Origin of the sequence: Roseobacter litoralis Och 149 (assembly GCF_000154785.2) — a bacterium.
Taxonomy (GTDB): domain Bacteria; phylum Pseudomonadota; class Alphaproteobacteria; order Rhodobacterales; family Rhodobacteraceae; genus Roseobacter; species Roseobacter litoralis.
This window is the reverse complement of record NC_015730.1, coordinates 3,794,166-3,814,766: the sequence shown is the minus strand read 5'-3', so window position 1 is coordinate 3,814,766 and position 20,601 is coordinate 3,794,166. Positions and strand designations below refer to the sequence as shown.

Sequence of the window (20,601 nt, the reverse complement as noted above, 5' to 3'; positions counted from 1 at the left end):
GTCGCTTGACCTGAAATGAACGAATGGCGCGGCCTTTCACAAGGTCGCGCCACTTCATCAAACCAACGGGTGACAGCGATGTGCTGGCCCAGTGATCACGGGTAAATCTTATGAAAACCACACACTGCATTATTGCACTTTGCCTTGCCGCAGGTCTGCCAATGACCGCCATGGCGGAGGAGCCAGTGGATCCGGCAGTCTATGAAGCGGCCTACAGTGAAGACGGCCGATACTTCAACGCCGATGATATCCCGACTTTCAACATAGCCGAAGATGGTACAGTGGACTGGCTGACCTTTTCCGGTTTTCGTCGCTATCACGCGGAATGCCACGTTTGTCATGGTCCGGATGGCGAAGGGTCGACCTATGCACCCGCCGTTAAAAATGCCGCCGTTGACCTTGGCTATGAAGGATTCTTCGACGTGGTCGTGAATGGCCGTAAGAATGGAAACTCCGTCATGCCCCATTTTGGGGAAAACCGGAATGTCATGTGTTACCTTGATGACATATATGTCTATCTGAAGGCGCGTGGAACAGATTCAGTGCCGCGCGGACGTCCGGCCAAGAAGGAAGCTAAATCCGATATGATCCGCGAGGACGAAAATGCCTGCATGGGCTGATAAATACCAGCGCCTGGTTGTGACCCTTCTCCTTGGGTTCTGCCTTGCGGGGTCTGTAGGCGCACAAACGTCTGATCTGGTCTCTAGCAGCGCCTTACGCGTTTGCGCGGACCCCGCAAATTACCCCATGTCGTCGCGCGACGAAGATGGGTTTGAAAACAAGCTGGCCGAGTTTGTCGGCGCCAAGCTCGAACTGCCAGTGCAATACACCTGGTATCCAATGGCCACGGGCTTTGTGCGCAATACTCTGAACGCTAAACAGTGTGATCTGATCATCGGATATGCGCAGGGCCATGAGTTGGTGTTGAATACAAACCACTATTTCACCTCTGTCTACACACTGATCGTCCCTAAGGATGCTGAGATTGCAGATGTGAAAACGCTTGCTGACCCTGTCCTGAAGGGCCGCAAACTGGGTATCATCGCGGGCACGCCACCGTCGGCGCATCTTGCGCGCAATGGTCTGATCGCGAAAGCCAAAGCTTACAATCTGGTGGTGGACCGCCGCCATGAGAGCCCGGCAGTGGACATGCTGGATGATCTCGGCGCAGGTGAGATCGATGGCGCTATTCTGTGGGGACCGCTGGGTGGCCCCTTGGTAAAATCCAGTTACCCCGATTTTAAGGTGATCCCCCTTGTCAGCGAGCAAACGCCGCCGCGCCTGTTTTTTCGGATCACGATGGGCGTGCGTTTGGGCGAAAAGGTGTGGCAGCGCAACCTGAATTCCTTGATCCGCCGCAATCAGGATGAAATCAACAGTTTGCTGGCGGATGCCGGTGTGCCGCTGGTGACTGATCTTGGCACTGAGGTCATGGAGATTTCAAATTGATCAAAGCTTTGCTTGCAGCGACATTTCTTTTTGTGTCGCAGCAAGCAGGGGCGCAAACTGTGCCCGAACCGACAGACTACCGCATGGATCACTATCGCAGTCCCGTACCTGCAACCCTGCAAGGCGGTACTATTGTCGGACCCGAAGAGGCGCATGCGTTATGGGTATCGGGGCAGGCGGCCTTCATTGACGTGATGCCGCAACCGCCCAAACCGGCGAACCTGCCTGCTGGCACGATCTGGCGGGACAAACCGCGCATCTCGATCCCCGGTGCGATCTGGGTGCCCAATGTGGGCTATGGCGCGATTGCCGATGTGACCGAAGCCTATTTTCGCGACGCACTCGACGCGGCCACGCAAGGCAATGCAGATCATCCCATCGTTCTGTTTTGTCTGGAAGACTGCTGGATGAGCTGGAACGCCGCGCGCCGTGCGTTGGAGTGGGGGTACACATCCGTGTACTGGTTCCCTGAGGGCACTGACGGCTGGGGCCTGTGGGACTATCCGCTGGAGCGGGTCAAGCCCCGCGACGGCCAGCCCCAAACGCAGTAATTCAGAAGCCCGGCAAGTCCTTGCGCAGATGCGCCACGGTTCCATTCGTATCTGTCATCGTGACATCAACGGACCGCGTGCTTTGCGGGACAGCCAGACCGAGGCGTGGGTTTTCTGACAGTGAGATCGACCCAGTCAGATCGACGTAGCCTGCGCCATCAAGGTCAATTTCGACATTTTCCACGTAACGCATCGGGATGAACAACAGCGAGATCTGATCCCTCTGCATGCCGGAATGTGAGGGATGCGAAATGTCCACGTCCATCCGACCAAGACGCGCAGAGAGGTTTTCTAGCTTGCCCCCACCGACACCCGGCAATGTGCCTGCTATTTCGATGTTCATCTCACCAAGAGAAGCCAGCGCGAGTTCGGGATCGGTACCCGGCGGCGCTGCACAAGCGCCAGTGCCTGAGGTTTTTACAAAAGTCTCTGAAACGAACAGCCGACCGTCCGTCGTCTCTGCGATCACATGCATCGGAGTTGGACCGTTTACGCGCATCGTGATGTCAAAGTAAAAGCCGGATTGTGGGGTTTCTAAGTCAAAAATGGCAGAGACGGGCATCGGGTTTTCGTCCAGAACGACCGTCACCTTTGCCAGTTGTGCACCATCTGGTGCCTTGATCTGCGCGGCAAGGTCCGTGCGGGCATCATCCGGAGTTCTGTAAGGGGCGTCGATTGCGATGATGCCGTCGCCATCAAGCATGAAGCGTTCGCCATAAAGCTGGGCCTTTACGGCTTCCCATGCTTCGTTACTTGCCAGCGCAGGGAGCGCCACACAGCACATCAGCGCTGCTGTCAATCCAATACGTTTCATTCAGTTCCTCCCAGAATAAATGTCCCGAATGCACGGGGGCCGTCACAGGTTTCGATGTGTTGTACCACGGAAAGTGCATCCGCGTCGAATACTGTCACTGTATTTTCAAACCAGTTGGCAACAACGACGTGCCGACCATCTGGGGTGGTGTCGATCCCTTCGGGATATTCGCCTGTATTGAGCGTCGCGATATTACTAAGCGTGCCAAGGTCGATGACGCTGAGCGTGTCGGCGTATTGATTGGTCACGAACGCCCGCCCCTCGGCAAAAGCCACGCCGTAAGGGCGCGAACCGACCGCGACCGTTTCAATAATCTCGCCGTTTGCAGCATCAATTACGCTGAGGTCGTCGCTGCCCACATTGCCTACAAATAGCCGCCCGTCCGGTGCAAAGCGCAGGCCAAAGGGGCGGGTGCCCACATCCACGCGGTGCAAAAGATCAAGCGTTTCAGCATCAAAGACAGAAACCTGATCCGCATCCCTGTCCGCCGAGGCCAGCCAATGCCCGTTATCTGACAGGGCCAACCCTGCGGGGGCCGTGCCGACCGTCAACTGTGCCTGTTCCGACAGATTCATAGCGTCGAGCACCCAGATGCGGGCGTTATACCAATCGGATACGAACAGCCGATTACGCCGGGGGTCATGGGCAACACCGATCGGACCGCCATCCAGAACAACTTGCGCAAGGACTTTGCCCGTCAGCGGATCATGTCGCCTGACCGTTTTGCTGTCCGCGGCAACCGTAAAGGCGGAGTTCGTGCCCACCGCCACTCCGGCTGGTTTACCTGGCACGGTCCAGAGGTGTTGCTGCACGCCTTTCGACAGGTCGAGAACGCTCAGCGCGTCCCCGTTCTGGCACGTGACATAGGCAAGATCACTTGCCGCAACCGGGGTCGTGACAAGCATCAAAACGAGGGTCAGCTCACGAGTCAGGCGCACCGAAGGCCGTCGTCAATGCGTCCAAACCAGCCTGATAGACGGCTGAGACAGCGGCAATGGCCGCCTCATCGTTCAGGTCCTCGGGCGGGTCATTGTTGGGATAGCCTCGGTAAAATGCGCCGCGCCATTCAATCAACGATCCGCCCCCGTCGCGGGCTTTAACTGTCAGGTGGGACGAATAATTGGTGACGGGCAACACCTCGACCAGAACATCGGTGATGCGGTACGAGTAACTCATTTTCTCAGCGCTGTATTTGTACAGGATTTCAGAAATCGTGGGCCCGTCAGCGGCCCCCAACGACAATACGCGGGTGGCGTCTATCTCGTTGCCATTCTCGCCTGTGCTGCTGTGCACTGCCGGATGCCACGACATGTCCTGAAAATCACCAATCCGTGCCCAGACCTCTGCCGGTTCGGCGGCCACCTCAGTGGTCAATGTGATCTTCTGACGGGTTGGACCGTGCGCAAGCGCCACTCCCGGCACCAGCGTAGCCGCCAGAGCCATCGCCATAAAACTTCGTTTTTTCATCATTCCTCCGCTACAAAAAATCGGTTCTTCAGGATATACCGCATGCCACGCTGCCAGCTGTCATCGGTGTTACCTCTGATATCGACCACACCGCCTTTGACCATCTCACCGGTGTCGGCATCACGCAGTTGCAGGTTCATGGCCAGGATGAGGTCCGAGACTTTCTGAACCTCCCCGACCAGCGCATAATCCGCGCCAAGGTCCGTCGCGATGCGGGTGTCGCATCCATAGCATTTGGCCACATTGGCGACCCGGTCGATCTGATCGCGTGCGGGTTCTATATCGACGAGCACGTAGCCTTCTTGGGTAAATCGGTCGGCCACCATGGCCTCAAGCGTGGCGATCCGCGCCAGTTCGTCAGGGTTGGTGTCGGACGTGTTCATCTGCAACGATGTATCCAGCAGGGTCAGCCCAAAGAACGCCACTTTTTCCTGTGCCTGAGCACCGGTGGCCGCCAGAAGAGCAAGAATTATCAGTCGCATAGGCACATTCTTAAAAAATAAGAGTCGTGCTTTATGGTGCGACTGCTAGGCTCTTCATCACAACCCGGCCAAAAGTATCGGTTCACGCCGTGCGATAGGCCGGGAACAAAGGGAGGCCCGGATAACAAGCGGGCAAGGGAGGTTCTGGTGCCACGATTGCACATGTCGCTTTTGGCGGCTCTTGCGTTTTTCATGTCGGTCAGCACGGCGCAGGCGATTGATGTCAAAGCAGCCGTTCTGCGCATTGATTACCCGACGCTGCTGCCCATCAGCCGCTATGATCTGCGACCTGATGATCTGGGGTTTGCCGGGGCTGCGCTGGCGGATGAGGACAATGGCACAACCGGCGGATTTCTGGGTCATACCTATGAAACGACACAGGTTGCTGCCACTCCGGAGGAGGCCGATGCCGCCCTTGAAAGAATACTGGCGGAGGGCATCAGGCTCATCGTGGTGCAGGCGCGCAAGGACGATTTGTTGCGTCTGACAGACAAGGGCGCCGAGGCGGGGGCGTTGGTCTTTAACGCCCGTGCTGCTGACACAGTGCTGCGCGATACCGAATGTCGGGGCAATCTGCTGCACACGGCACCGTCTTACGCGATGATGGCGGATGCGGTGGCGCAGTTCGCCGTCTGGAAACGCTGGACAGATTGGTTCCTCATCGCCGGGTCCAACCCGTCGGATGTGCAGTTTGCCGATGCATTCCGCACCTCAGCGCGCAAGTTTGGCGCCAAAATCGTTGAGGATCGCACCTTTGAGGATACAGGCGGGTCGCGCCGCACGGACTCAGGCCACGTTATGGTGCAACGTCAATTGCCCGCTTTCACACAGGATGCGGAAGATCACGATGTGGTGATTGCGGCTGACATGTCTGATTATTTCGCGCGTTTCCTGAACTATCATCTCTGGACGCCGCGCCCGGTCATGGGGTCAGGCGGGCTTGTGCCGACAACATTCCACGGCGCGCATGAAGCCTATGGCGCAACACAGTTTCAAACCCGCTTTGAGGAACTGACCGGGCGCTATGTCAAACCCGAAGACTATAATGTCTGGCTGGCATTGCGCGTGATCGGCGAGGCGGTGACCCGTGCCAATACGGCCGAACCCGATGGCGTGCGCGACTATGCCAAGTCCGACGAATTCGAACTTGCGGCTTTCAAGGGCCAGCGGGTCACGTTTCGCGACTGGAACGGACAGCTGCGCCAGCCTATTTTGCTTTATGATGGAACCATAACGGTCAGCGTCAGCCCGCAAGAAGGGTTTTTGCACCAAAGCTCGCCGCTCGACACAATGGGCCTTGATCGCCCTGAATCTCAATGCACCGCTTTTGATTAATAGGAGACACCCATGAAATCTCTGGTCCTATCCACGGCCTTTCTGGCCCTGATCGCAGCCCCGGCCCTCGCGGGCAAAGCGTTTATCTCAAACGAGCGTGGTAATACGATCACTGTCCTCAATACAGAAACCTGGGAGGTCGAGACCGAGTTTTTTGCAGGCAACCGACCCCGCGGCATCACGGCAAGCCCGGATGGCAAGATCATCTATGTCTGTGCCTCTGATGACAATCTGGTGCGGGTCTTCGATTCAACCACGTACGAGGAACTGCCCAGCTTGCCGTCCGGACCCGACCCGGAATTGTTCATCCTTGAACCCAATGGCGAGCGGCTTTTCATCGCCAATGAGGACGACAATCTGGTGACCGTGACGGATACGAGAACGCGCACTGTTTTGGCCGAAGTCCCCGTCGGGGTGGAACCTGAAGGCATGGGTATGAGCCCGGATGCAAAATTCGTGGTCAATACCTCCGAGACGACCAATATGGCGCATTTCATTTCGACCGAAGACTACAAGATCAAGCACAACGTGCTGGTCGATCAGCGCCCGCGTTATGCGACCTATACCGCAGATGGCACGCGTCTGTTCGTGACCTCTGAGATCGGGGGCACGGTGACGGCGATGGATATCGCAGAGGATGGGGCACCCACGGTCATCGGCAAGATCACTTTCGAGGTCGCGGGGGTTCAGCCGGAATGGCTGCAGCCCGTTGGGGCAAAGGTGACATCGGATGGCAAGCGCCTCTTCGTGGCCTTGGGTCCTGCGAACCGTGTGGCGGTTGTCGATGCGCAAAGCCTTGAGGTGCTTGATTACATCCTCGTCGGGCAGCGGGTCTGGCAGCTGTCTTTCACACCAGATGAGAAGTACCTCATCAGCACCAATGGCAATTCCAACGATGTCACGGTGATCGATGTGGCCAGCGAAAAAGCGATAAAATCCATTCAGGTGGGCCAACAGCCATGGGGCGTCGTGACCATTGAGTGATGGTCAACAGAAATTTCGAGGGAGAGAAACGATGAAAAAACTACTGTGTGCCGCAGCCGTGGCAATGATGAGCAGCCCGGTTGTCGCTGCACCACTCTGCGATGATCTGGGCTTTGCGGGGCTGCTTGCCGCCTGTAACCGGGGCGAAACGATCGAGCTGACACTAGCCTCCGGCCAGCCGCTCGGTGAGGATGTCACGCTGGAATCAGGCGCTTACTACAAACTGCAGATCACGGCGGATGGCTCTGCCGAACTGGCCATCGAGGGGGCGTCGTTCTTTCGCTCCATCTGGATGAACGAGATCGTCATCAACAGTATCGAAATCCGGCCCATGGCCATCGACAGTATCGAGTTTGACAAGGCGGGCGTTGTGGAACTGTCCTTTATCGCCATCAAACCCGGCCGTCATGTCGTGCGTATCCCCGGCTCGACCGGTGATGCGCAATCCGTGACATTTTCTATTCAATAACCCTGAGGAGACCTGACATGAAAAAGCTTTTTGCATTGACCGCCGCAGTCCTGATCAGCGCACCGGCATTTGCCAGTGAGGGGCTGGATGCCGCAACCGTCGAGAAAATCGAAGCGATGCTGGCAGCCATGGAATGCCAGATGGACCCGGCTGACATCGAAGTCGAAGACGATGGCTACGAGCTTGACGATGTGATCTGCAAGGGGGGCGATCAGTTCGACATTACGTTGGACAAGGACCTCAACGAAACCGGTCGCCGTGCGGAATAGGTTCCGCTTGATTGGGGCGCTTGTCTGCGCCCTTTTCGGTTTTACCGGGCAGGTACTGGCCGAGGACCTGCCCACCCTGCGCGCCGCAGTATTGAAAATCGGGACGGTCAATTGGGAGTTGGCGACAATCAGCGACAACCAGCTTGACCGCATAAACGGGTTTGTGCTGGAGGTTCAGCCCTTTGCGGACAACGGTGCCACGCGCATTGCGGTTGAAGGCGGCGAGGCGGATATGGCTGTCGCCGATTGGATTTGGGTCGCACGGCAACGGGCCGCGGGCAAGGATTATATCTTTATCCCCTACTCCAGGGCCGTGGGCGGCCTGATTGTGCCTGACACAAGTACGGCTGAAACGCTGCAGGACCTGCAAGGCGGCAAGATCGGCATTGCCGGGGGGCCATTGGACAAATCATGGCTGATCCTGCAGGCCTATGCGCAACAGCAATATGGCTTTGATCTGAAGGCTGAGACGGAACAGGTTTTCGGCGCGCCGCCCCTGATTTTTAAATCTGCGCTCAATGATGACTATGCCGGGGCGATCAATTTCTGGCACTTTCTGGCCAAGGGCAAATCGGCGGGCATGAGAGAGCTGATCTCGGTTCAGAAGGCGGGGGCCGCTTTGGGGTTGGATACCGATACGCCCCTGTTGGGCTATTATGTCAAGGAAAGTTTCCTCGCCGAGAACCCCGATATTGCGCAATCTTTCTTTGAAGCGACGCGCGCGGCCAAGGATATGCTGGCCACGTCTGATGCGGCATGGGGGGCTGTGCGCCCCCGGATGAACGCAAGCACGGATGCCGAATTCGAACAACTCAAGGCCGATTGGATCGCGGGCATTCCGGAACGCGGTCCGGTCAACGGGCAGGCCGCCGAAAAGATGCTGGCGCTGATGAAAGACCTAGGCGGTCCGGAGCTTGTCGGCCCGATGACAGCGATGCCACCCGGCCTGTTCGCAGACGTCAAATAGCGCGGTGATGCACAGCGCGCGGCTCACTCCTTTTCTGTCACTGGCCGGGTTACTGGGCATGTGGGTGGTCGCCGCGATGCTGACACAGGATGCGCAAATCCTGCCAACGCCTTGGCAATTGCTGCCGCCTCTGCGTCAGGAATTGGCCTCGGGCGAGTTGTGGACGCATCTGGGCGCGACGATCGTGCGGGTTATCTGGGCTTTTGCGCTGGCGATGTCGCTTGGTACGATCCTCGGTCTGATCATGGGGCGGTCGGTCGCTGTGAACCGCTGGCTTGATCCGTGGCTTGTCGTTTTCCTGAACCTGCCCGCGCTTGTTCTGATTGTGCTGTGCTATCTGTGGATCGGCCTGACAGAGGCGGCGGCCATCACGGCTGTCACGTTGAACAAAGTGCCCAATGTGGCCGTTGTCATCCGGGAAGGTGCACGCGCGCTCGACCCGGATCTTGATGCACTCAGCAAAGTCTATCGGATGTCGTGGTGGACCCGCATGCGCCACGTCGTCTTTCCGCAGCTTGCCCCTTTTGTCGCTGCCGCCTCGCGCTCCGGTCTTGCGGTGATCTGGAAGATCGTTCTGGTCGTCGAATTCCTCGGTCGATCGTCGGGCGTCGGGTTCCAGATCCATCTGTATTTCCAACTCTTCGATGTTGCCATGGTGCTGGTCTATGCGTTCTCCTTTATCACCGTGATGCTGCTGGTGGAGTGGATTATCCTGCAACCGTTCGAGCGTCATGTGGCGCGGTGGCGCAGCGCATGATCAGCGTCAGCATCAAATCCAAAGTCTATGGGGACAAACCCGTTCTGGGTCAGATCGACTTTGATGTTGCTCGTGGTGAAACGCTGGCGCTGGTGGGCCCCTCCGGAATCGGCAAATCGACCTTGCTGCGTATTTTGGCGGGGATTGATCAGAAATTCGATGGGACGATCAAAAGCTCTGTGTCGCAGGCCATTGTATTTCAGGAACCGACTTTGCTGCTGTGGCGTTCGGTCCTGGATAACCTCTTGATCCTGCATCCAGACCTCAGCGTTGAAGATGCCCGTGCCAGCCTCGAACGGGTCGGCCTTGAGGGCAAAGACACGCTGTTCCCCGGGCAATTGTCGCTGGGCCAACAGCGCAGATTATCGCTGGCCCGTGCCTTCGCGGGCGCGCCGGATGTGTTGATCATGGATGAACCTTTTGTCTCGCTTGATCAGAAAACTGCCGAGAGCATGTTGCGCCTGACCGAAACACTGATTGCCACGCATAAACCTGCCACTGTTTTTGTCACCCATGACGCCCGCGAGGCAGAGCGTCTGGCGGATCGCGTTCTGACGCTGGAGGCGTCACCAAGCGGCGCGCGGCTTTTGCAATAACGCCCCTTGCTAAAGCGTTTCGAGTTGATCTTGGATCACTTGGTCGCTGTCTCTTCCTGCGGTCGAACGCGAAAAGTGATATTCAATGCCTCAAGTTGAACTCGAAAAGCTTTAGGAGAGCGAAACAAGGTGGTTGTCAAAGGCCAGTCCGTGGGTGTTTTTTACCCTAAGTTCGTTCATTTCGAGGTCGAACACATTCCCAAACCCGTCGGTGGCAAGGCTGCCGCCTTGCGGAAAGCTGGTCACCCCACAGACATCTGTCGCGCGGTGTGTGGCCATCTGCGCGCCTGTTTCATCGAAGGTCAGAACGCATCCGCCGCGGGGTGCCGAAGCGGCAAAACCACCCTGACCAAGGGTGCAGACGCTGCCGATGTAACCATCGAGCCCATGGGTGGCGCCATCGCTGAACTGCGCAGGCACAAGCTCTCCCGACCCTTTGTAAAAGGCGACAAGAGGGGGTGCTGCAAATGGATCACCTTGCCATTGAAACCCGCAAACTATTGTTCCATCCGCCGTAGCTGCGATGTGGCGCAGTGAGTTTTGATGGATGGCTGCGGGCACTGTCGCGACGTCGATCAACCCACCTGATGGTGAAAATATGCTCAGATTGGGCTGCATCGTGTCGAGGTTCAGTTTTTCGCGACCTGTGTCCGGGTGTGTGCGGATGCCACCATTGGCAACGGCAAGGTTGCCTGATGGGAGTGTCAGAATTTCATGCGGCCCAATCCCGCCCGATGCGAATTCGTCGACACGTTTGTATCTCCCGGCACGCGCCCAGACGCCAATGCGCCCTTGACCAGAAACGATGTCTTGTTCGGTGGTAAACAGCATCTCACCGTCGGGAGAGAATGCAGCGTGACCGTAGAAATGGTGGTTTGCGGGCGCGGTAATCGTCTGGCGCATGTCGCCGGTTGCGCAATCGACTACCTTGGCAAAGGTGCCTGGCCTGCGGGCGATTGCGACAGCCTCTGCCAGATGCGGATGTGCGGCGGCAGCATGCCCGCGCGCGGGCAGCGGTTGTCTGAATGCAATTTCGCCCGCAGCGGTCAAACCGACGATCAGGAAAGTGCCGTCGGTGGCCATGGCGGCGGTTATCGCAACGGGATTGCCCACCGCTGCCCATGTCAGTGACGGCGCGACGGAGGCAAGCGCCATACCGGCCATGAATTGACGGCGTGATGTCATGTTCAATCCCCGTCCAGCGCGTTGAACCCGGCCGAGATACCCAAGGGCGTTCCGATTTCTTCAATCACGGCGACCTGAAGAGTGCGTATGGATTGTTGAAGGGCTTCAATACGGAACCGGGATGCGGGATCTGCCACGCCTGCAAGGGCTGGGTCATCAAGCGCATTGGCGCGGCTGCGCGCCTGTGCAAATGCGGTGCGGGTTTGCGCAAGGTCCGCCGCACCCACATGCACGGCGAGGTCTTCGAGCGCGGTCAGCGACAGGATGATGTGGCGCACGGAGCGTTCAGAACGACGCGCTTCGGCGCGCAGGGGGCGGGGCCGGTCAAAAGTGCCCAAAGGCCGCCCAAGTCGTTGATCATGCAAGAACTCCAGCCCGGTTGAAAGCGCAGTATATAGTGCGCGCTGTGCTTCTTGCGGGGATTGAAAGCGGGTGTTTCCCTCGGCCCCGGCAGATACCATCAGCTTGGCATAGGCGGGCCATGCCTGATTAAGGTTCTCGGATTTCTGCGCAAGGCCCGTAGCGATTGCCCGCGTCAGGCGGCAGGCATAGGCCGGATCATCCTGTGGTTCAAAAAGCAGGCGTTCAAGTGCTGTGAACCCCTGTGCGGCAACTGAGACGTCGTTGAAGTGCGCGGCATCATCAACGATGACATCCTGCGCCGCGAACAACCGGGTCAGCGCTTTGCCAGTGCGGTCTTTCGGGTCCGGCCAGAACGCCATGGCGAGCGCCGTGTTTTGATCCTCTATGGGGCCAAACTGGATATGGGCGATGGACACCCAAGCATCATAGGCCGTCGCAAACGCGGGCCGCACCGCATCCGCTGTGCAATCTGCCAGTGCCATGGTCGACAGATCCTCTGTCGCTTCGACAAGCCGGGCGTGACCGGGCAGGATGTGATCAGAAATTGCGCTGCTGACGTCGGCAACAGCAGGCGCGGCAATAAGGGTAAAAATGAGGGCCAGACGCATGAGTTACAGACTTTCAAGAAATTTAATCAGGGCGGCGCGGTCGGCTGACGGCATATCGATGACCTGCTGCTTATGCGTTTCGGCTTCACCACCATGCCAGAGCACGGCCTCCAGCATTGACCGCGCGCGACCGTCATGCAGGAAATAGGTGTGGCCGGAAACTGTTTCGGTCAGGCCAATCCCCCAAAGCGGCGGGGTGCGCCATTCACGCCCGGTTGCGCGTGCTTCGGGGCGATTGTCCGCAAGATCGGGACCCATGTCATGCAGTAACATATCCGTATAGGGCCAGATCAGCTGAAAACTCTGTTCGGGCTGGCTTTCGATGCGATGCGTGACGAATTTAGGCGTGTGGCAGGCGGTGCAGCCCGTGTCATAGAATACCTGTTTGCCGCGCAGAACATCGGGGTCGTCCACGTTTCGGCGTGCGGGAACGCCAAGGTTCGAGGCGTAGAAGGTAACAAGCGCCAAGCCTTCGTCGCTGATTTCTGCATTGTCATGCGCTGACGTGTTGCCATTTGGGGCCGCGCGGCAAGCGTCCTGCGCATTCGTGCATTCGCCGTGCCCGTCCGGAAAGAGCGTTGAGGAGATACCGATATCACCGAGGAACGCCGCCGCAGATTGCTCGCGCACAGAGGGCTGACCCGCCTTGAGCCCGAACCGCCCCAGCATCGGCACGCCATGCGCGCGCGACATGACGATTTGTGCGCGGCCAGAAATGCCATCACCATCTGCGTCGTCCGGGTCGGCAAGGGCGAGAATATCGGCCGCTGGTATCGCATCCAGCAGCCCCAACCCGATCATCTGCGGCGCTATGCGAGGGGACACCATGATATCCGGATGCAACGGGCCATAGCCCGGTTCCGTGATGGTGTATGATGGCGCACGCAGGCGCGCGGTTTCCCCATCGGAAAGGGCAATCTCGGTCTCGGTATAGGTGATGCTGATCTGGCCTTCACTGGCGTGCCCGGCGACGGAAAAATCCTGAATCTGCTCGCCATAGTTCGGGTCAGGCTGTGTCGCCAGATAGTCCGAAATCGCCTCTGGCGGTGTTCCGCCGGAGATCGAGACGCGCAGCAGCATGGACACGGCGTTGTCTGCCGGGCCCTCGGGCGGGTGGCCGCGCCCGTCTTTCAGGTGGCAGCGCTGGCACGACCGGGCATTATAGAGCGGTCCCAACCCATCGGAGGCCAATGTCGAGGAGGGCGAAGACACCCAGAGCTTTTTGAACAACCCGTTGCCGACCTTGAAATCAAGTTCCTTTTCAAAACTGATGTTGCCGGACGGCTGGCTGAAGGCATTCGAAGTATCGCGTGGGCGCACGGTGGCTGCACCGGCTTGATTCGTTTCGAATTGTTCGGGGGCTGTGAAATCAGTCGTGGGTTGCGTGATTTCGGCAATTCGGGCCGTTTCCTCGGTCGTTCGCGGTGTGATCGGCAGGTGTGAATCATGCAGAACTTGATCTGCATCAACCTGAGATGACGCAAAGCAAAGTAAAAGAGTCAGAGTTAGGCTTGTGTAATACTGCATTCCCTATCATTATACTCAGGAATTATGAAATGCGAGTAGATTCTCATCCCGATCCAAGGAGTTTCCCGCGAAGTGTTGCCTTTACACTCTGAAAAGTGGGCGAATGCTGCCCCTGAACAAAAGCTGGAGGCCGAGGCGTTGGGGTTTTTGAACTATCTGCGGTTTGTTGCGATGAACTGTCGTGCAAAACCGCATACGGATTTGTTTGAGGCTTGCGCGCTGTTGCATACGGAACATGACAAAACGCAACAGGCCCATGCCGAAGCGTTGATGCGTTGCCTGAACGAAGCGCTCGGCAAGCCTGCGCGGCTTTATGCACCCGGTGTCACGGAAATGACATTTGACGAAAGCTGGCTGTTGCAGTTGTGCCTTGCCAGTGCGCGGCAGGATCGCGCCAGCGTTAATTTCCTTGTTCAGTCACGGGTCGCGCGAGAGCACCGCAGGTTGATCACCTTTCTGGTTCACTGGATCACAGGTCGGTTTTCCCGTTTTTAGAATTATTCTAAAAAGACCTTGCCTTTGCGTCGAGCTTGCCTAAATTATAGCGCAGCAAGCCACGCAAAATGCCAGCCAGCAAATCACTCATCAAAAAAGGAACAAGGGATGACCCAGACCGCCGTTGCGCTAGCCACCGATGCACGTACCGCCATAGCCGAAGCGCTGAACCAATCCGTAGCCGAGACCGCCGTGGCGACGATGCTCGCTCAGAATTTTCACTGGAACGTGACAGGGATGGCCTTTGGCCCGCTGCATGATCTGTTTCAGAAGATGTACGAAGACCATTTCATCGCGCAGGATGATCTTGCAGAGCGTATCAAGGCGTTGGATGCCCATGCTGAAGGCACATTGGCGGGTATGATCAAACGCTCGAAAGTCAAAGAGTTCGAAGGCAAAGCCTCTGACAAAGAGATGATCAAGGTGATGCAGGAGGCGCAGGAAACACTGGCCGCCACGCTCGCTGGTGCCGGGGCCATTGCTGCCGAACATGGCGACACACTGACCGAAGATCTGTGCATCGCTCGTGGTCAGGAGCATGAGAAATTCGCATGGTTCCTGCGCGCGCATCTGGCGTAACGCGCCGGGCGCGCAGGTAACAACGCGTATCGCCCCGACGGGCGATCATCGCACTTAAAAAGGTCAGGCCACGTCCCTTATTGCGGCGATCGGCTTGACCTTTTTCTTGAGGCACTTGCGCAAGTATTTCGGCTTCCAGTGCCTGTATTTCCCCAACAGCGATTGCTGGCCGACAAGCATCTCAACGAATGCCTCGCGGTGTTTGTTTTGCTTGAGCTGCTTGAACAGTGACTTCTGCGCTTTGGTCATCGAACATCCGATACAGTGACCTTGGCGCTTGAATTTACAGACGTCAATGCAGGGGCTTGGGGTCTTACTCATGAGATACCTCGCGAAAGTGACCGGGCAGCAACGGCCCCCCGGTCATGGCTGGGTTTAGAGTTGTCCTACTGAAAAACAGCGTTTGGGTCATCAAGGCTATCAGACCCTTCAAACTCGATCTGATCAACACCAAGAGCGACCACCGCGCGTTCAATAGACCGGGTTTGATCTACCAGTGCATCCACCGCACCCATGATCAAGGCCTCGCCTGCCTCATTTCCGCGTTCCAGCATCATGTCATAGGCAAAGCCAGCCTCGGCAGCGGTTTTCATTTCCGACATCTCAAGCATTGTCGTGTTGAGTTTCGCCGTCAGCTCTGCGTCCACACCTGCGTCTGCGGCGGCAACCAGAGACGACAGGGACGGTCCGGAAACGACCGTGCCATCAATGCGCGTGTAGCTGCCCAGATAAACATTCCGAATGCCCATCGCATCGTAGAAATGGCTGTTGTGGGTGTTGTCCGCAAAGCAATCGTGCTCTTCTTCGGGGTCGTTCAGCATGAGGCCCAGTTTCATCCGCTCCCCGGCCTGTTCGCCGTAAGAAAGCGAGCCCATCCCCGTTAGGATTGTGGAAATCCCGGCGTTTTCGTCTGCGGTGAGTTGGGTGCGGGCTGCCCCGCCGTCCTGCCATTGCGCGACCATCCAGTCCAGATCGGACACCAGCAGCTCGGTCGCTGCCGACAGATAGTCACCGCGGCGGTCGCAGTTCCCGCCCGTGCAGGCGTCGCCAACCGCATAGTCGGTCCATGGACGGTTGCCTGCACCGGGGCCGTGGCCATTCAGGTCCTGACCCCACAAAAGAAATTCAATGGCATGATAGCCGGTCGCCACATTTGATTCGACCGCGTCGGCCTCATGTAATGCGCCTTCCAATAGGGCCGGTGTGATCTCTGTTGCGTCCAGTGTTTCGCCCGAAAGCGTGAAGGACGGATTGGCAATCACGTTCAACACCGCATATTCGTTTTCATCCGTGGCACCGCCATAGGAGGCATCGACATAATCAATCAGACCTTCGTCGAGGGGCCAGGCATTTACCTTGCCTTCCCAGTCATCGACGATGGCATTGCCGAAACGATAGACTTCGCTCTGCTGATACGGGACTCGCGCTTTGATCCATGCCTCTTTAGCGGCCTGCAGGGCTTCGGCTGACGGCGTGGCGATCAGCGTATCGACAGCCGATTGCAGGGCCTGCGCGGTGGTCAGGCTATCCTCGTATTTCGCGAGCGCGATGTCCGCGTAATTGTCGAGGACCGCGGCTTTATCCGCGAGCGCAGGGGTGGCTGCTAAAAGTGCGCTGCCCAGCGTTGTCGTCAGTATCCGTTTCATTGTTGGCTTTATCCCTTGTTCAGTCAGATTAATGCAGGCGGACGACGTTCTGCGCCGCCTGTGGTTTGGAGTGTGGTGGTCGTCGTCCGATCTTGCGGGCGCACGTGCCGACCTGCCCGGCAAGCAGCGCCACATGTTCAGCCCGTGCAGGCCCCATCAGCAGGGTCGCCACAAGCGCTGCATCGTTCAGATGCCCCTCTGATGCCATTCGGACCAGATTGACAAAGACCGCTTCATCCGCGCCGACGCAGGAACACCCGACCTGATGGCGCACCAATGGGCGATGTGCGGATGAGACGATCGTGCGCACCAGGGTCTCGAACGCATGGCATTCATGGGTCGCATGTTCGCCGGGCAAAGCGTTTCGGTATTCGTTCCAAACCTGCGACTGTCCGGATGATCCTTCGCACCACAGTCGCAGGTTCAGAACGAGGTTGGCTTCCCACGGGTCCATGTCGCTCAGGACGGCAACGGTGGCTGCGCCGCGTTCATTGAGTTCCGGCATCATTTGGTCAAAATCAATTTGCCGGCGCGCGTGATGCGCATGTAGTAGGTTTGACCGTCCAGCACGACACAGGCCTGCACGCCGTTCTTGATCAGCTCGCGCGCATCATATGTGTCCATTTGCGGTGTGATGGTGGTTGCGGACGGGTTGGGTACATCGGTCATGGCATTCATGATGCGCGCTCCAACCGGTCAAAAATGAATTCGATGTTTTGATTGGTCGGGAAAGTATCTGTAAGCACGGTGGCCAGTACTTCGTTCCAGCACGGTTTTTCTAAAGGCTCTTTCGGTTCCATTGGTCGGTCCAAGCGGTTCTTGCCCATGAGGTCTCTCCTGCGATGTGAGGATGTCCGGGCTGCCCGAAACGGGGTGGCTGAGACTCAATAAACTATTGTTGATAGATTTAGTCAGAATAGTCAATCCCGACAAAAACAATCGGGCCTATAAACTGGCAATCTTCCGCGTTACACAGACATGAAACGAAACATTCTGCGGTCGGGCTTCGAAAAATGGACAAGCAAATTATCAGGGGCATCGCCTTGTTTGTGGCGGCAATTTGCCTTTTGCCGATTGTCGGGGTTATCGCGGCCGCGGCATTCAGCTCTTTCGACACGCTCGGGCAACTCGCGGACACAGTTCTGTGGCGTTACACGTGGACGACGCTTGTGCTGGTCGTTCTTGTGGCCATCGGCAGCATTGTCATCGGGGCGACAACCGCATGGCTGGTTGTGACGTCCGAATTCCGGGGCAGGCGATTCTTTGAGATTGCGCTTGTCGTGCCGCTCGCCTTTCCCGCCTATGTGCTGGCCTATGCCTATACCGATATCCTTGATCATCCGGGTATCGTGCAAACGACGCTGCGCAGTCTGATGGGGTGGGGACCGCGAGACTATTGGTTCCCCGAGATCAGATCATTGGGGGGTGCCGCGCTGATGCTGACGCTTGTGCTGTACCCGTACGTGTATTTGCTGACACGGGCGGGGTTCCGGATGCAGGCGGCAACACCGTTCTATGCGGCCCGTTCGCTTGGGTCTTCCCCGCTCAGGGCGTTTCTGCGGGTGTCCTTGCCTATGGCGCGGCCTGCCATCGCGGCGGGCACCCTGCTGGTGGTGATGGAGACGATTGCCGATTTTGGCACCGTGGCGCATTTCAGCGTCCAGACTTTCGCGACCGGTATCTACACCAGTTGGTTCGGCTTAGGGGATCGGGGGGCTGCCGCGCAGTTGGCGCTTGGCCTTTTGGCCTTTGCGCTTCTTGTTGCCATGCTGGAATACATGAACCGTGGCGCTGCGGCCTATGCATCCAAGGGGCGACAGGAACCCTTCGTGCGGTTCACCCTGACGGGCTATCGCGCTTTTGCGGCACAATTTGCCTGCGCGGTGCCGGTGTTGCTGGGCGTCATCTTGCCGACGATTACCCTGATCCTGATGGGGTTGCGGTCTGAGCAGGACATTTTCAGCCCGCGATACATGCGCTTTATCCAAAGCACGTTGACGCTCGCAAGTATCGCCGCCGTCGTGACGGTTTTCGCGGCGATCCTGCTGGGCACGTTCAACCGTGTGTCGCCGGGGCGCAGTGCGCTGGCCTCTCTGTTTATTGGTCGGCTTGGATATGCCGTGCCGGGGGGCGTCATTGCGATTGGCCTTCTGGTGCCTTTTGCGAATTTCGACAATTGGCTCGACGCGCGGATGGAGTCGTCTTTTGGCATCTCAACCGGTCTTTTGATCTCTGGCTCGATCTGGCTGATGATCGCGGCCTATATGATCCGTTTTCTCGCAGCTGCGATTGGCGCCTACGATAGCGGCCTTGCGACCGTTACGCCGAATGTGGATGCGGCCTCGCGGGTTCTGGGCCGCTCTGCCTGGGGCACGGTGCGCGATATTCACCTGTCGGTTCTGCGACCGAGTATCCTGACCGCAATGCTCATCGTCTTTGTGGATACCGTAAAGGAACTGCCCGCAACGTTGATCCTGCGTCCGTTCAATTATGACACCTTGGCCGTACACGCATTTCGGCTTGCCTCAGACGAGCGTCTGGAGGGCGCGGCGGTGCCCAGCCTGATGATCGCAGGCATCGGTTTGATCCCGGTCATCATCCTATGTGCGCAGATCAGCGAGTGGCGCAAGGCAAAGGCCTGAAACACGAAAAGGCGCGCCACGAGGGGCGCGCCTTGCTGCTCGAAAGGGCTGGATTTATTCCCAGCCGGCTTCGGCCAGAATACGTTGTGCGGCGTCGATATTGTCCGCAATGTCAGACAGGGCAATCGCATCGGCGCGGAATATACCCAAGGCTGCAACCGATGGTGCAAGACCAACTCCGGGAACGGCGGGGTATTCATCGTTACCAGCCGAAAAATACTGCTGCGCCTGTTCGGATGCGAGATATTCGAGGAATGTAACCGCATTGTCCTTGTTGGGTGCATTCACAGCAACACCACCACCGGAAATATTCATGTGCGCGCCAATATCGTTCTGGTTCGGAAAGACCCAGCCGATCATATCCGCGCTATCTGAAACGCCGGAGACGTCTTTGCGCAGCGCGCGCGAGAAGTAATAGGTGTTGGACATCGCAATGTCGCATTCGCCCGACACGATACCGCGCAACTGGTCGGTATCGCCCCCTTGTGGATCACGCGCGAAGTTGCCCACAACGGCTTTGGCCCACTCGCCTGTCGCCTCTTCACCAAGGTGTGCCACGAGGGCGGCGACGATGTTCTGTGTGTATACGTTTGACGAAGACCGGATGCAGATCTGACCCTCATATTCGGGCTTTGCCAGATCCTGATAGGTTGCAGGCGGGTTTTCTACGTCGTTCTTGTCGTAAAACAGGATGCGCGCGCGCTGCGAGAATGCAAACCACTGGTTGTCATCATCCTGCAGATAGGCAGGCACCTTTGCTTCGAGGATGTCGCTGTCAACGGACTGCAGCAGGCCCAGATCTTTCGCGCGCGTGATGCGCACGGTGTCTACCGTGAGAAACACATCGACCGGCGAATTCGAACCCTCGGCCTCCATTCTGGCGATGAGTTCGTCGGCTTTGCCCTCAATGCGGTTGATGGTGATGCCCGTTGCATCGGTGAACTCCGAATAGAGGCGTTCGTCGGTGTCATAGTGACGTGACGAATACAGATTGAGCTCGCCTTCAGCGATCGCGCCCGTCGCGGTCATGGCGATCGCCAAGGCAAAAAGTGAAGTCTTGGTGGTCATTGGAAACTCCCGGTTTAATCCCTACTGTTTTACTCAATTACAGCAACGCATCAGAAACGCAACCCATTCTGATAGATTTAGTCAGGAATAAATCTCGACGCCTTTTTGCCGGATCCTTGCGTATTTAACAAGCAAGGCGGTGCCATGATGTTGATCTGATCCCGGAATGTACCGAACGCGGTGCGCGCGCGTTCCAATGGTCTTTCTGCCGTGGCCTCGCGCCAGACGTGGAAATTGGCGGGCAGGTCGATGCGGTTTGGGTTGGGTTTGACGCGGCCTGCGCGTTTCAACGTCTCGACAGCCAGTCTCGTCATAACCATTGCCGCGCCGAGGAACAAAACCATCCAG

The 20,601-nt window shown here is 57.6% G+C and carries 27 protein-coding genes; 13 read left to right on the top strand and 14 right to left on the bottom strand.

Features of this window, described 5'->3' with window-relative positions; genetic code table 11:
- The first annotated feature begins 110 nt into the window (after positions 1-110).
- The 3 genes from RLO149_RS18265 to RLO149_RS18255 are packed head-to-tail and all read left to right on the top strand — an operon-like array spanning position 111 to position 2,000.
- On the top strand, positions 111-620 hold the full coding sequence (locus tag RLO149_RS18265) for a c-type cytochrome, methanol metabolism-related (protein WP_013963565.1): 510 nt from the start codon (positions 111-113) through the stop codon (positions 618-620).
- Positions 604-1,449, top strand: coding sequence for a substrate-binding domain-containing protein (locus RLO149_RS18260; RefSeq protein ID WP_013963564.1), 846 nt, complete (start codon positions 604-606; stop codon positions 1,447-1,449). The genes RLO149_RS18265 and RLO149_RS18260 overlap by 17 nt, the downstream gene beginning before the upstream one ends.
- Positions 1,446-2,000 (top strand): PQQ-dependent catabolism-associated CXXCW motif protein, encoded by a 555-nt coding sequence (locus RLO149_RS18255; protein ID WP_044025428.1) that lies wholly within the window; start codon positions 1,446-1,448, stop codon positions 1,998-2,000. The genes RLO149_RS18260 and RLO149_RS18255 overlap by 4 nt, the downstream gene beginning before the upstream one ends.
- A gap of 1 nt (position 2,001) precedes the next feature.
- Here the strand turns inward: RLO149_RS18255 and RLO149_RS18250 are convergent, their stop codons facing one another.
- From RLO149_RS18250 to RLO149_RS18235, 4 genes are read right to left on the bottom strand one after another with little or no spacing between them, the layout of a single operon-like run.
- Positions 2,002-2,814, bottom strand: coding sequence for a quinoprotein dehydrogenase-associated SoxYZ-like carrier (locus tag RLO149_RS18250; RefSeq protein WP_013963562.1), 813 nt, complete (start codon positions 2,812-2,814; stop codon positions 2,002-2,004).
- Positions 2,811-3,752 (bottom strand): YncE family protein, encoded by a 942-nt coding sequence (locus tag RLO149_RS18245; protein WP_013963561.1) that lies wholly within the window; start codon positions 3,750-3,752, stop codon positions 2,811-2,813. The genes RLO149_RS18250 and RLO149_RS18245 overlap by 4 nt, the downstream gene beginning before the upstream one ends.
- Complete coding sequence (locus tag RLO149_RS18240) at positions 3,736-4,281, bottom strand: SRPBCC family protein (protein WP_013963560.1); 546 nt, start codon at positions 4,279-4,281, stop codon at positions 3,736-3,738. Before RLO149_RS18240 ends, RLO149_RS18245 begins: the two co-directional genes overlap by 17 nt.
- The gene (locus RLO149_RS18235; RefSeq protein ID WP_013963559.1) at positions 4,281-4,763 is read right to left on the bottom strand and encodes a DUF3280 domain-containing protein; all 483 of its coding nucleotides are present in this window, start codon (positions 4,761-4,763) and stop codon (positions 4,281-4,283) included. Before RLO149_RS18235 ends, RLO149_RS18240 begins: the two co-directional genes overlap by 1 nt.
- A 162-nt stretch (positions 4,764-4,925) precedes the next feature.
- Between RLO149_RS18235 and RLO149_RS18230 the strand changes: the two genes are divergently transcribed.
- Genes RLO149_RS18230 through RLO149_RS18200 form a run of 7 tightly spaced genes read left to right on the top strand, consistent with a single transcriptional unit; the run spans position 4,926 to position 10,140 of the window.
- Positions 4,926-6,098: an ABC transporter substrate-binding protein gene (locus tag RLO149_RS18230; protein ID WP_013963558.1), complete on the top strand. Its 1,173-nt coding sequence runs from the start codon at positions 4,926-4,928 to the stop codon at positions 6,096-6,098.
- A 12-nt stretch (positions 6,099-6,110) separates the two neighbouring features.
- Complete coding sequence (locus RLO149_RS18225) at positions 6,111-7,082, top strand: PQQ-dependent catabolism-associated beta-propeller protein (protein ID WP_013963557.1); 972 nt, start codon at positions 6,111-6,113, stop codon at positions 7,080-7,082.
- 31 nt (positions 7,083-7,113) lie between these two features.
- Positions 7,114-7,551 (top strand): hypothetical protein, encoded by a 438-nt coding sequence (locus tag RLO149_RS18220; protein ID WP_013963556.1) that lies wholly within the window; start codon positions 7,114-7,116, stop codon positions 7,549-7,551.
- A gap of 17 nt (positions 7,552-7,568) precedes the next feature.
- Positions 7,569-7,820, top strand: coding sequence for a PepSY domain-containing protein (locus tag RLO149_RS18215; RefSeq protein ID WP_013963555.1), 252 nt, complete (start codon positions 7,569-7,571; stop codon positions 7,818-7,820).
- Between the two features lie 7 nt (positions 7,821-7,827).
- A complete protein-coding gene (locus RLO149_RS18210) occupies positions 7,828-8,787 on the top strand; it encodes an ABC transporter substrate-binding protein (RefSeq protein ID WP_013963554.1) in 960 nt (319 codons plus the stop codon).
- 7 nt (positions 8,788-8,794) lie between these two features.
- On the top strand, positions 8,795-9,544 hold the full coding sequence (locus tag RLO149_RS18205; protein WP_013963553.1) for an ABC transporter permease: 750 nt from the start codon (positions 8,795-8,797) through the stop codon (positions 9,542-9,544).
- A complete protein-coding gene (locus tag RLO149_RS18200) occupies positions 9,541-10,140 on the top strand; it encodes an ABC transporter ATP-binding protein (protein WP_013963552.1) in 600 nt (199 codons plus the stop codon). The genes RLO149_RS18205 and RLO149_RS18200 overlap by 4 nt, the downstream gene beginning before the upstream one ends.
- Before the next feature lie 111 nt (positions 10,141-10,251).
- On the opposite strand, the gene RLO149_RS18195 is transcribed toward RLO149_RS18200, so the two are convergent.
- From RLO149_RS18195 to RLO149_RS18185, 3 genes are read right to left on the bottom strand one after another with little or no spacing between them, the layout of a single operon-like run.
- The gene (locus RLO149_RS18195; protein WP_013963551.1) at positions 10,252-11,325 is read right to left on the bottom strand and encodes a DUF1513 domain-containing protein; all 1,074 of its coding nucleotides are present in this window, start codon (positions 11,323-11,325) and stop codon (positions 10,252-10,254) included.
- A gap of 2 nt (positions 11,326-11,327) precedes the next feature.
- On the bottom strand, positions 11,328-12,296 hold the full coding sequence (locus RLO149_RS18190) for an imelysin family protein (protein WP_013963550.1): 969 nt from the start codon (positions 12,294-12,296) through the stop codon (positions 11,328-11,330).
- Positions 12,297-12,299: 3 nt separating this feature from the next.
- Positions 12,300-13,823 (bottom strand): di-heme oxidoreductase family protein, encoded by a 1,524-nt coding sequence (locus RLO149_RS18185; RefSeq protein ID WP_044025427.1) that lies wholly within the window; start codon positions 13,821-13,823, stop codon positions 12,300-12,302.
- Between the two features lie 72 nt (positions 13,824-13,895).
- On the opposite strand from RLO149_RS18185, the gene RLO149_RS18180 reads away from it, so the two are divergent.
- Entirely contained in the window at positions 13,896-14,318 is a 423-nt protein-coding gene (locus RLO149_RS18180; protein WP_013963548.1) for a hypothetical protein, read from the top strand.
- Positions 14,319-14,426: 108 nt separating this feature from the next.
- Positions 14,427-14,897 carry a Dps family protein gene (locus tag RLO149_RS18175; protein ID WP_013963547.1) on the top strand — a complete coding sequence of 157 codons (471 nt, stop codon included), beginning with the start codon at positions 14,427-14,429 and terminating at the stop codon, positions 14,895-14,897.
- 63 nt (positions 14,898-14,960) lie between these two features.
- On the opposite strand, the gene RLO149_RS18170 is transcribed toward RLO149_RS18175, so the two are convergent.
- The 5 genes from RLO149_RS18170 to RLO149_RS23855 form a co-directional block, all read right to left on the bottom strand.
- Complete coding sequence (locus RLO149_RS18170) at positions 14,961-15,218, bottom strand: DUF1289 domain-containing protein (protein WP_044025426.1); 258 nt, start codon at positions 15,216-15,218, stop codon at positions 14,961-14,963.
- A gap of 65 nt (positions 15,219-15,283) precedes the next feature.
- On the bottom strand, positions 15,284-16,543 hold the full coding sequence (locus RLO149_RS18165; protein WP_013963546.1) for an imelysin family protein: 1,260 nt from the start codon (positions 16,541-16,543) through the stop codon (positions 15,284-15,286).
- A 28-nt stretch (positions 16,544-16,571) separates the two neighbouring features.
- Positions 16,572-17,048 (bottom strand): hypothetical protein, encoded by a 477-nt coding sequence (locus RLO149_RS18160; protein WP_245538085.1) that lies wholly within the window; start codon positions 17,046-17,048, stop codon positions 16,572-16,574.
- The gene (gene hemP / locus RLO149_RS18155) at positions 17,048-17,221 is read right to left on the bottom strand and encodes a hemin uptake protein HemP (RefSeq protein WP_013963544.1); all 174 of its coding nucleotides are present in this window, start codon (positions 17,219-17,221) and stop codon (positions 17,048-17,050) included. The genes RLO149_RS18160 and hemP overlap by 1 nt, the downstream gene beginning before the upstream one ends.
- Positions 17,218-17,370 carry a hypothetical protein gene (locus RLO149_RS23855; RefSeq protein ID WP_158308170.1) on the bottom strand — a complete coding sequence of 51 codons (153 nt, stop codon included), beginning with the start codon at positions 17,368-17,370 and terminating at the stop codon, positions 17,218-17,220. The genes hemP and RLO149_RS23855 overlap by 4 nt, the downstream gene beginning before the upstream one ends.
- A 186-nt stretch (positions 17,371-17,556) precedes the next feature.
- Here RLO149_RS23855 and RLO149_RS18150 point away from each other — a divergent pair, with 186 nt between their 5' ends.
- Positions 17,557-19,185: an ABC transporter permease gene (locus tag RLO149_RS18150; protein ID WP_013963543.1), complete on the top strand. Its 1,629-nt coding sequence runs from the start codon at positions 17,557-17,559 to the stop codon at positions 19,183-19,185.
- 54 nt (positions 19,186-19,239) lie between these two features.
- On the opposite strand, the gene RLO149_RS18145 is transcribed toward RLO149_RS18150, so the two are convergent.
- Together RLO149_RS18145 and RLO149_RS18140 are read right to left on the bottom strand one after the other, a co-directional pair.
- Positions 19,240-20,253 (bottom strand): Fe(3+) ABC transporter substrate-binding protein, encoded by a 1,014-nt coding sequence (locus tag RLO149_RS18145; protein WP_013963542.1) that lies wholly within the window; start codon positions 20,251-20,253, stop codon positions 19,240-19,242.
- 77 nt (positions 20,254-20,330) lie between these two features.
- Positions 20,331-20,567, bottom strand: a complete 237-nt coding sequence (locus tag RLO149_RS18140; RefSeq protein WP_148264399.1) for a hypothetical protein — start codon at positions 20,565-20,567, stop codon at positions 20,331-20,333.
- Positions 20,568-20,601 lie beyond the last annotated feature (34 nt).

Bases quoted from the DNA above. Each gene is read 5' to 3' on its own strand.
- RLO149_RS18265 (WP_013963565.1), top strand. From the start codon at position 111: ATGAAAACCACACACTGCATTATTGCACTTTGCCTTGCCGCAGGTCTG.
- RLO149_RS18260 (WP_013963564.1), top strand. From the start codon at position 604: ATGCCTGCATGGGCTGATAAATACCAGCGCCTGGTTGTGACCCTTCTC.
- RLO149_RS18250 (WP_013963562.1), bottom strand. From the start codon at position 2,814: ATGAAACGTATTGGATTGACAGCAGCGCTGATGTGCTGTGTGGCGCTC.
- RLO149_RS18240 (WP_013963560.1), bottom strand. From the start codon at position 4,281: ATGAAAAAACGAAGTTTTATGGCGATGGCTCTGGCGGCTACGCTGGTG.
- RLO149_RS18235 (WP_013963559.1), bottom strand. From the start codon at position 4,763: ATGCGACTGATAATTCTTGCTCTTCTGGCGGCCACCGGTGCTCAGGCA.
- RLO149_RS18230 (WP_013963558.1), top strand. From the start codon at position 4,926: ATGTCGCTTTTGGCGGCTCTTGCGTTTTTCATGTCGGTCAGCACGGCG.
- RLO149_RS18225 (WP_013963557.1), top strand. From the start codon at position 6,111: ATGAAATCTCTGGTCCTATCCACGGCCTTTCTGGCCCTGATCGCAGCC.
- RLO149_RS18220 (WP_013963556.1), top strand. From the start codon at position 7,114: ATGAAAAAACTACTGTGTGCCGCAGCCGTGGCAATGATGAGCAGCCCG.
- RLO149_RS18215 (WP_013963555.1), top strand. From the start codon at position 7,569: ATGAAAAAGCTTTTTGCATTGACCGCCGCAGTCCTGATCAGCGCACCG.
- RLO149_RS18205 (WP_013963553.1), top strand. From the start codon at position 8,795: ATGCACAGCGCGCGGCTCACTCCTTTTCTGTCACTGGCCGGGTTACTG.
- RLO149_RS18200 (WP_013963552.1), top strand. From the start codon at position 9,541: ATGATCAGCGTCAGCATCAAATCCAAAGTCTATGGGGACAAACCCGTT.
- RLO149_RS18195 (WP_013963551.1), bottom strand. From the start codon at position 11,325: ATGACATCACGCCGTCAATTCATGGCCGGTATGGCGCTTGCCTCCGTC.
- RLO149_RS18190 (WP_013963550.1), bottom strand. From the start codon at position 12,296: ATGCGTCTGGCCCTCATTTTTACCCTTATTGCCGCGCCTGCTGTTGCC.
- RLO149_RS18185 (WP_044025427.1), bottom strand. From the start codon at position 13,823: ATGCAGTATTACACAAGCCTAACTCTGACTCTTTTACTTTGCTTTGCG.
- RLO149_RS18175 (WP_013963547.1), top strand. From the start codon at position 14,427: ATGACCCAGACCGCCGTTGCGCTAGCCACCGATGCACGTACCGCCATA.
- RLO149_RS18170 (WP_044025426.1), bottom strand. From the start codon at position 15,218: ATGAGTAAGACCCCAAGCCCCTGCATTGACGTCTGTAAATTCAAGCGC.
- RLO149_RS18165 (WP_013963546.1), bottom strand. From the start codon at position 16,543: ATGAAACGGATACTGACGACAACGCTGGGCAGCGCACTTTTAGCAGCC.
- RLO149_RS18160 (WP_245538085.1), bottom strand. From the start codon at position 17,048: ATGCCGGAACTCAATGAACGCGGCGCAGCCACCGTTGCCGTCCTGAGC.
- hemP (WP_013963544.1), bottom strand. From the start codon at position 17,221: ATGAATGCCATGACCGATGTACCCAACCCGTCCGCAACCACCATCACA.
- RLO149_RS23855 (WP_158308170.1), bottom strand. From the start codon at position 17,370: ATGGGCAAGAACCGCTTGGACCGACCAATGGAACCGAAAGAGCCTTTA.
- RLO149_RS18150 (WP_013963543.1), top strand. From the start codon at position 17,557: ATGGACAAGCAAATTATCAGGGGCATCGCCTTGTTTGTGGCGGCAATT.
- RLO149_RS18145 (WP_013963542.1), bottom strand. From the start codon at position 20,253: ATGACCACCAAGACTTCACTTTTTGCCTTGGCGATCGCCATGACCGCG.
- RLO149_RS18140 (WP_148264399.1), bottom strand. From the start codon at position 20,567: ATGACGAGACTGGCTGTCGAGACGTTGAAACGCGCAGGCCGCGTCAAA.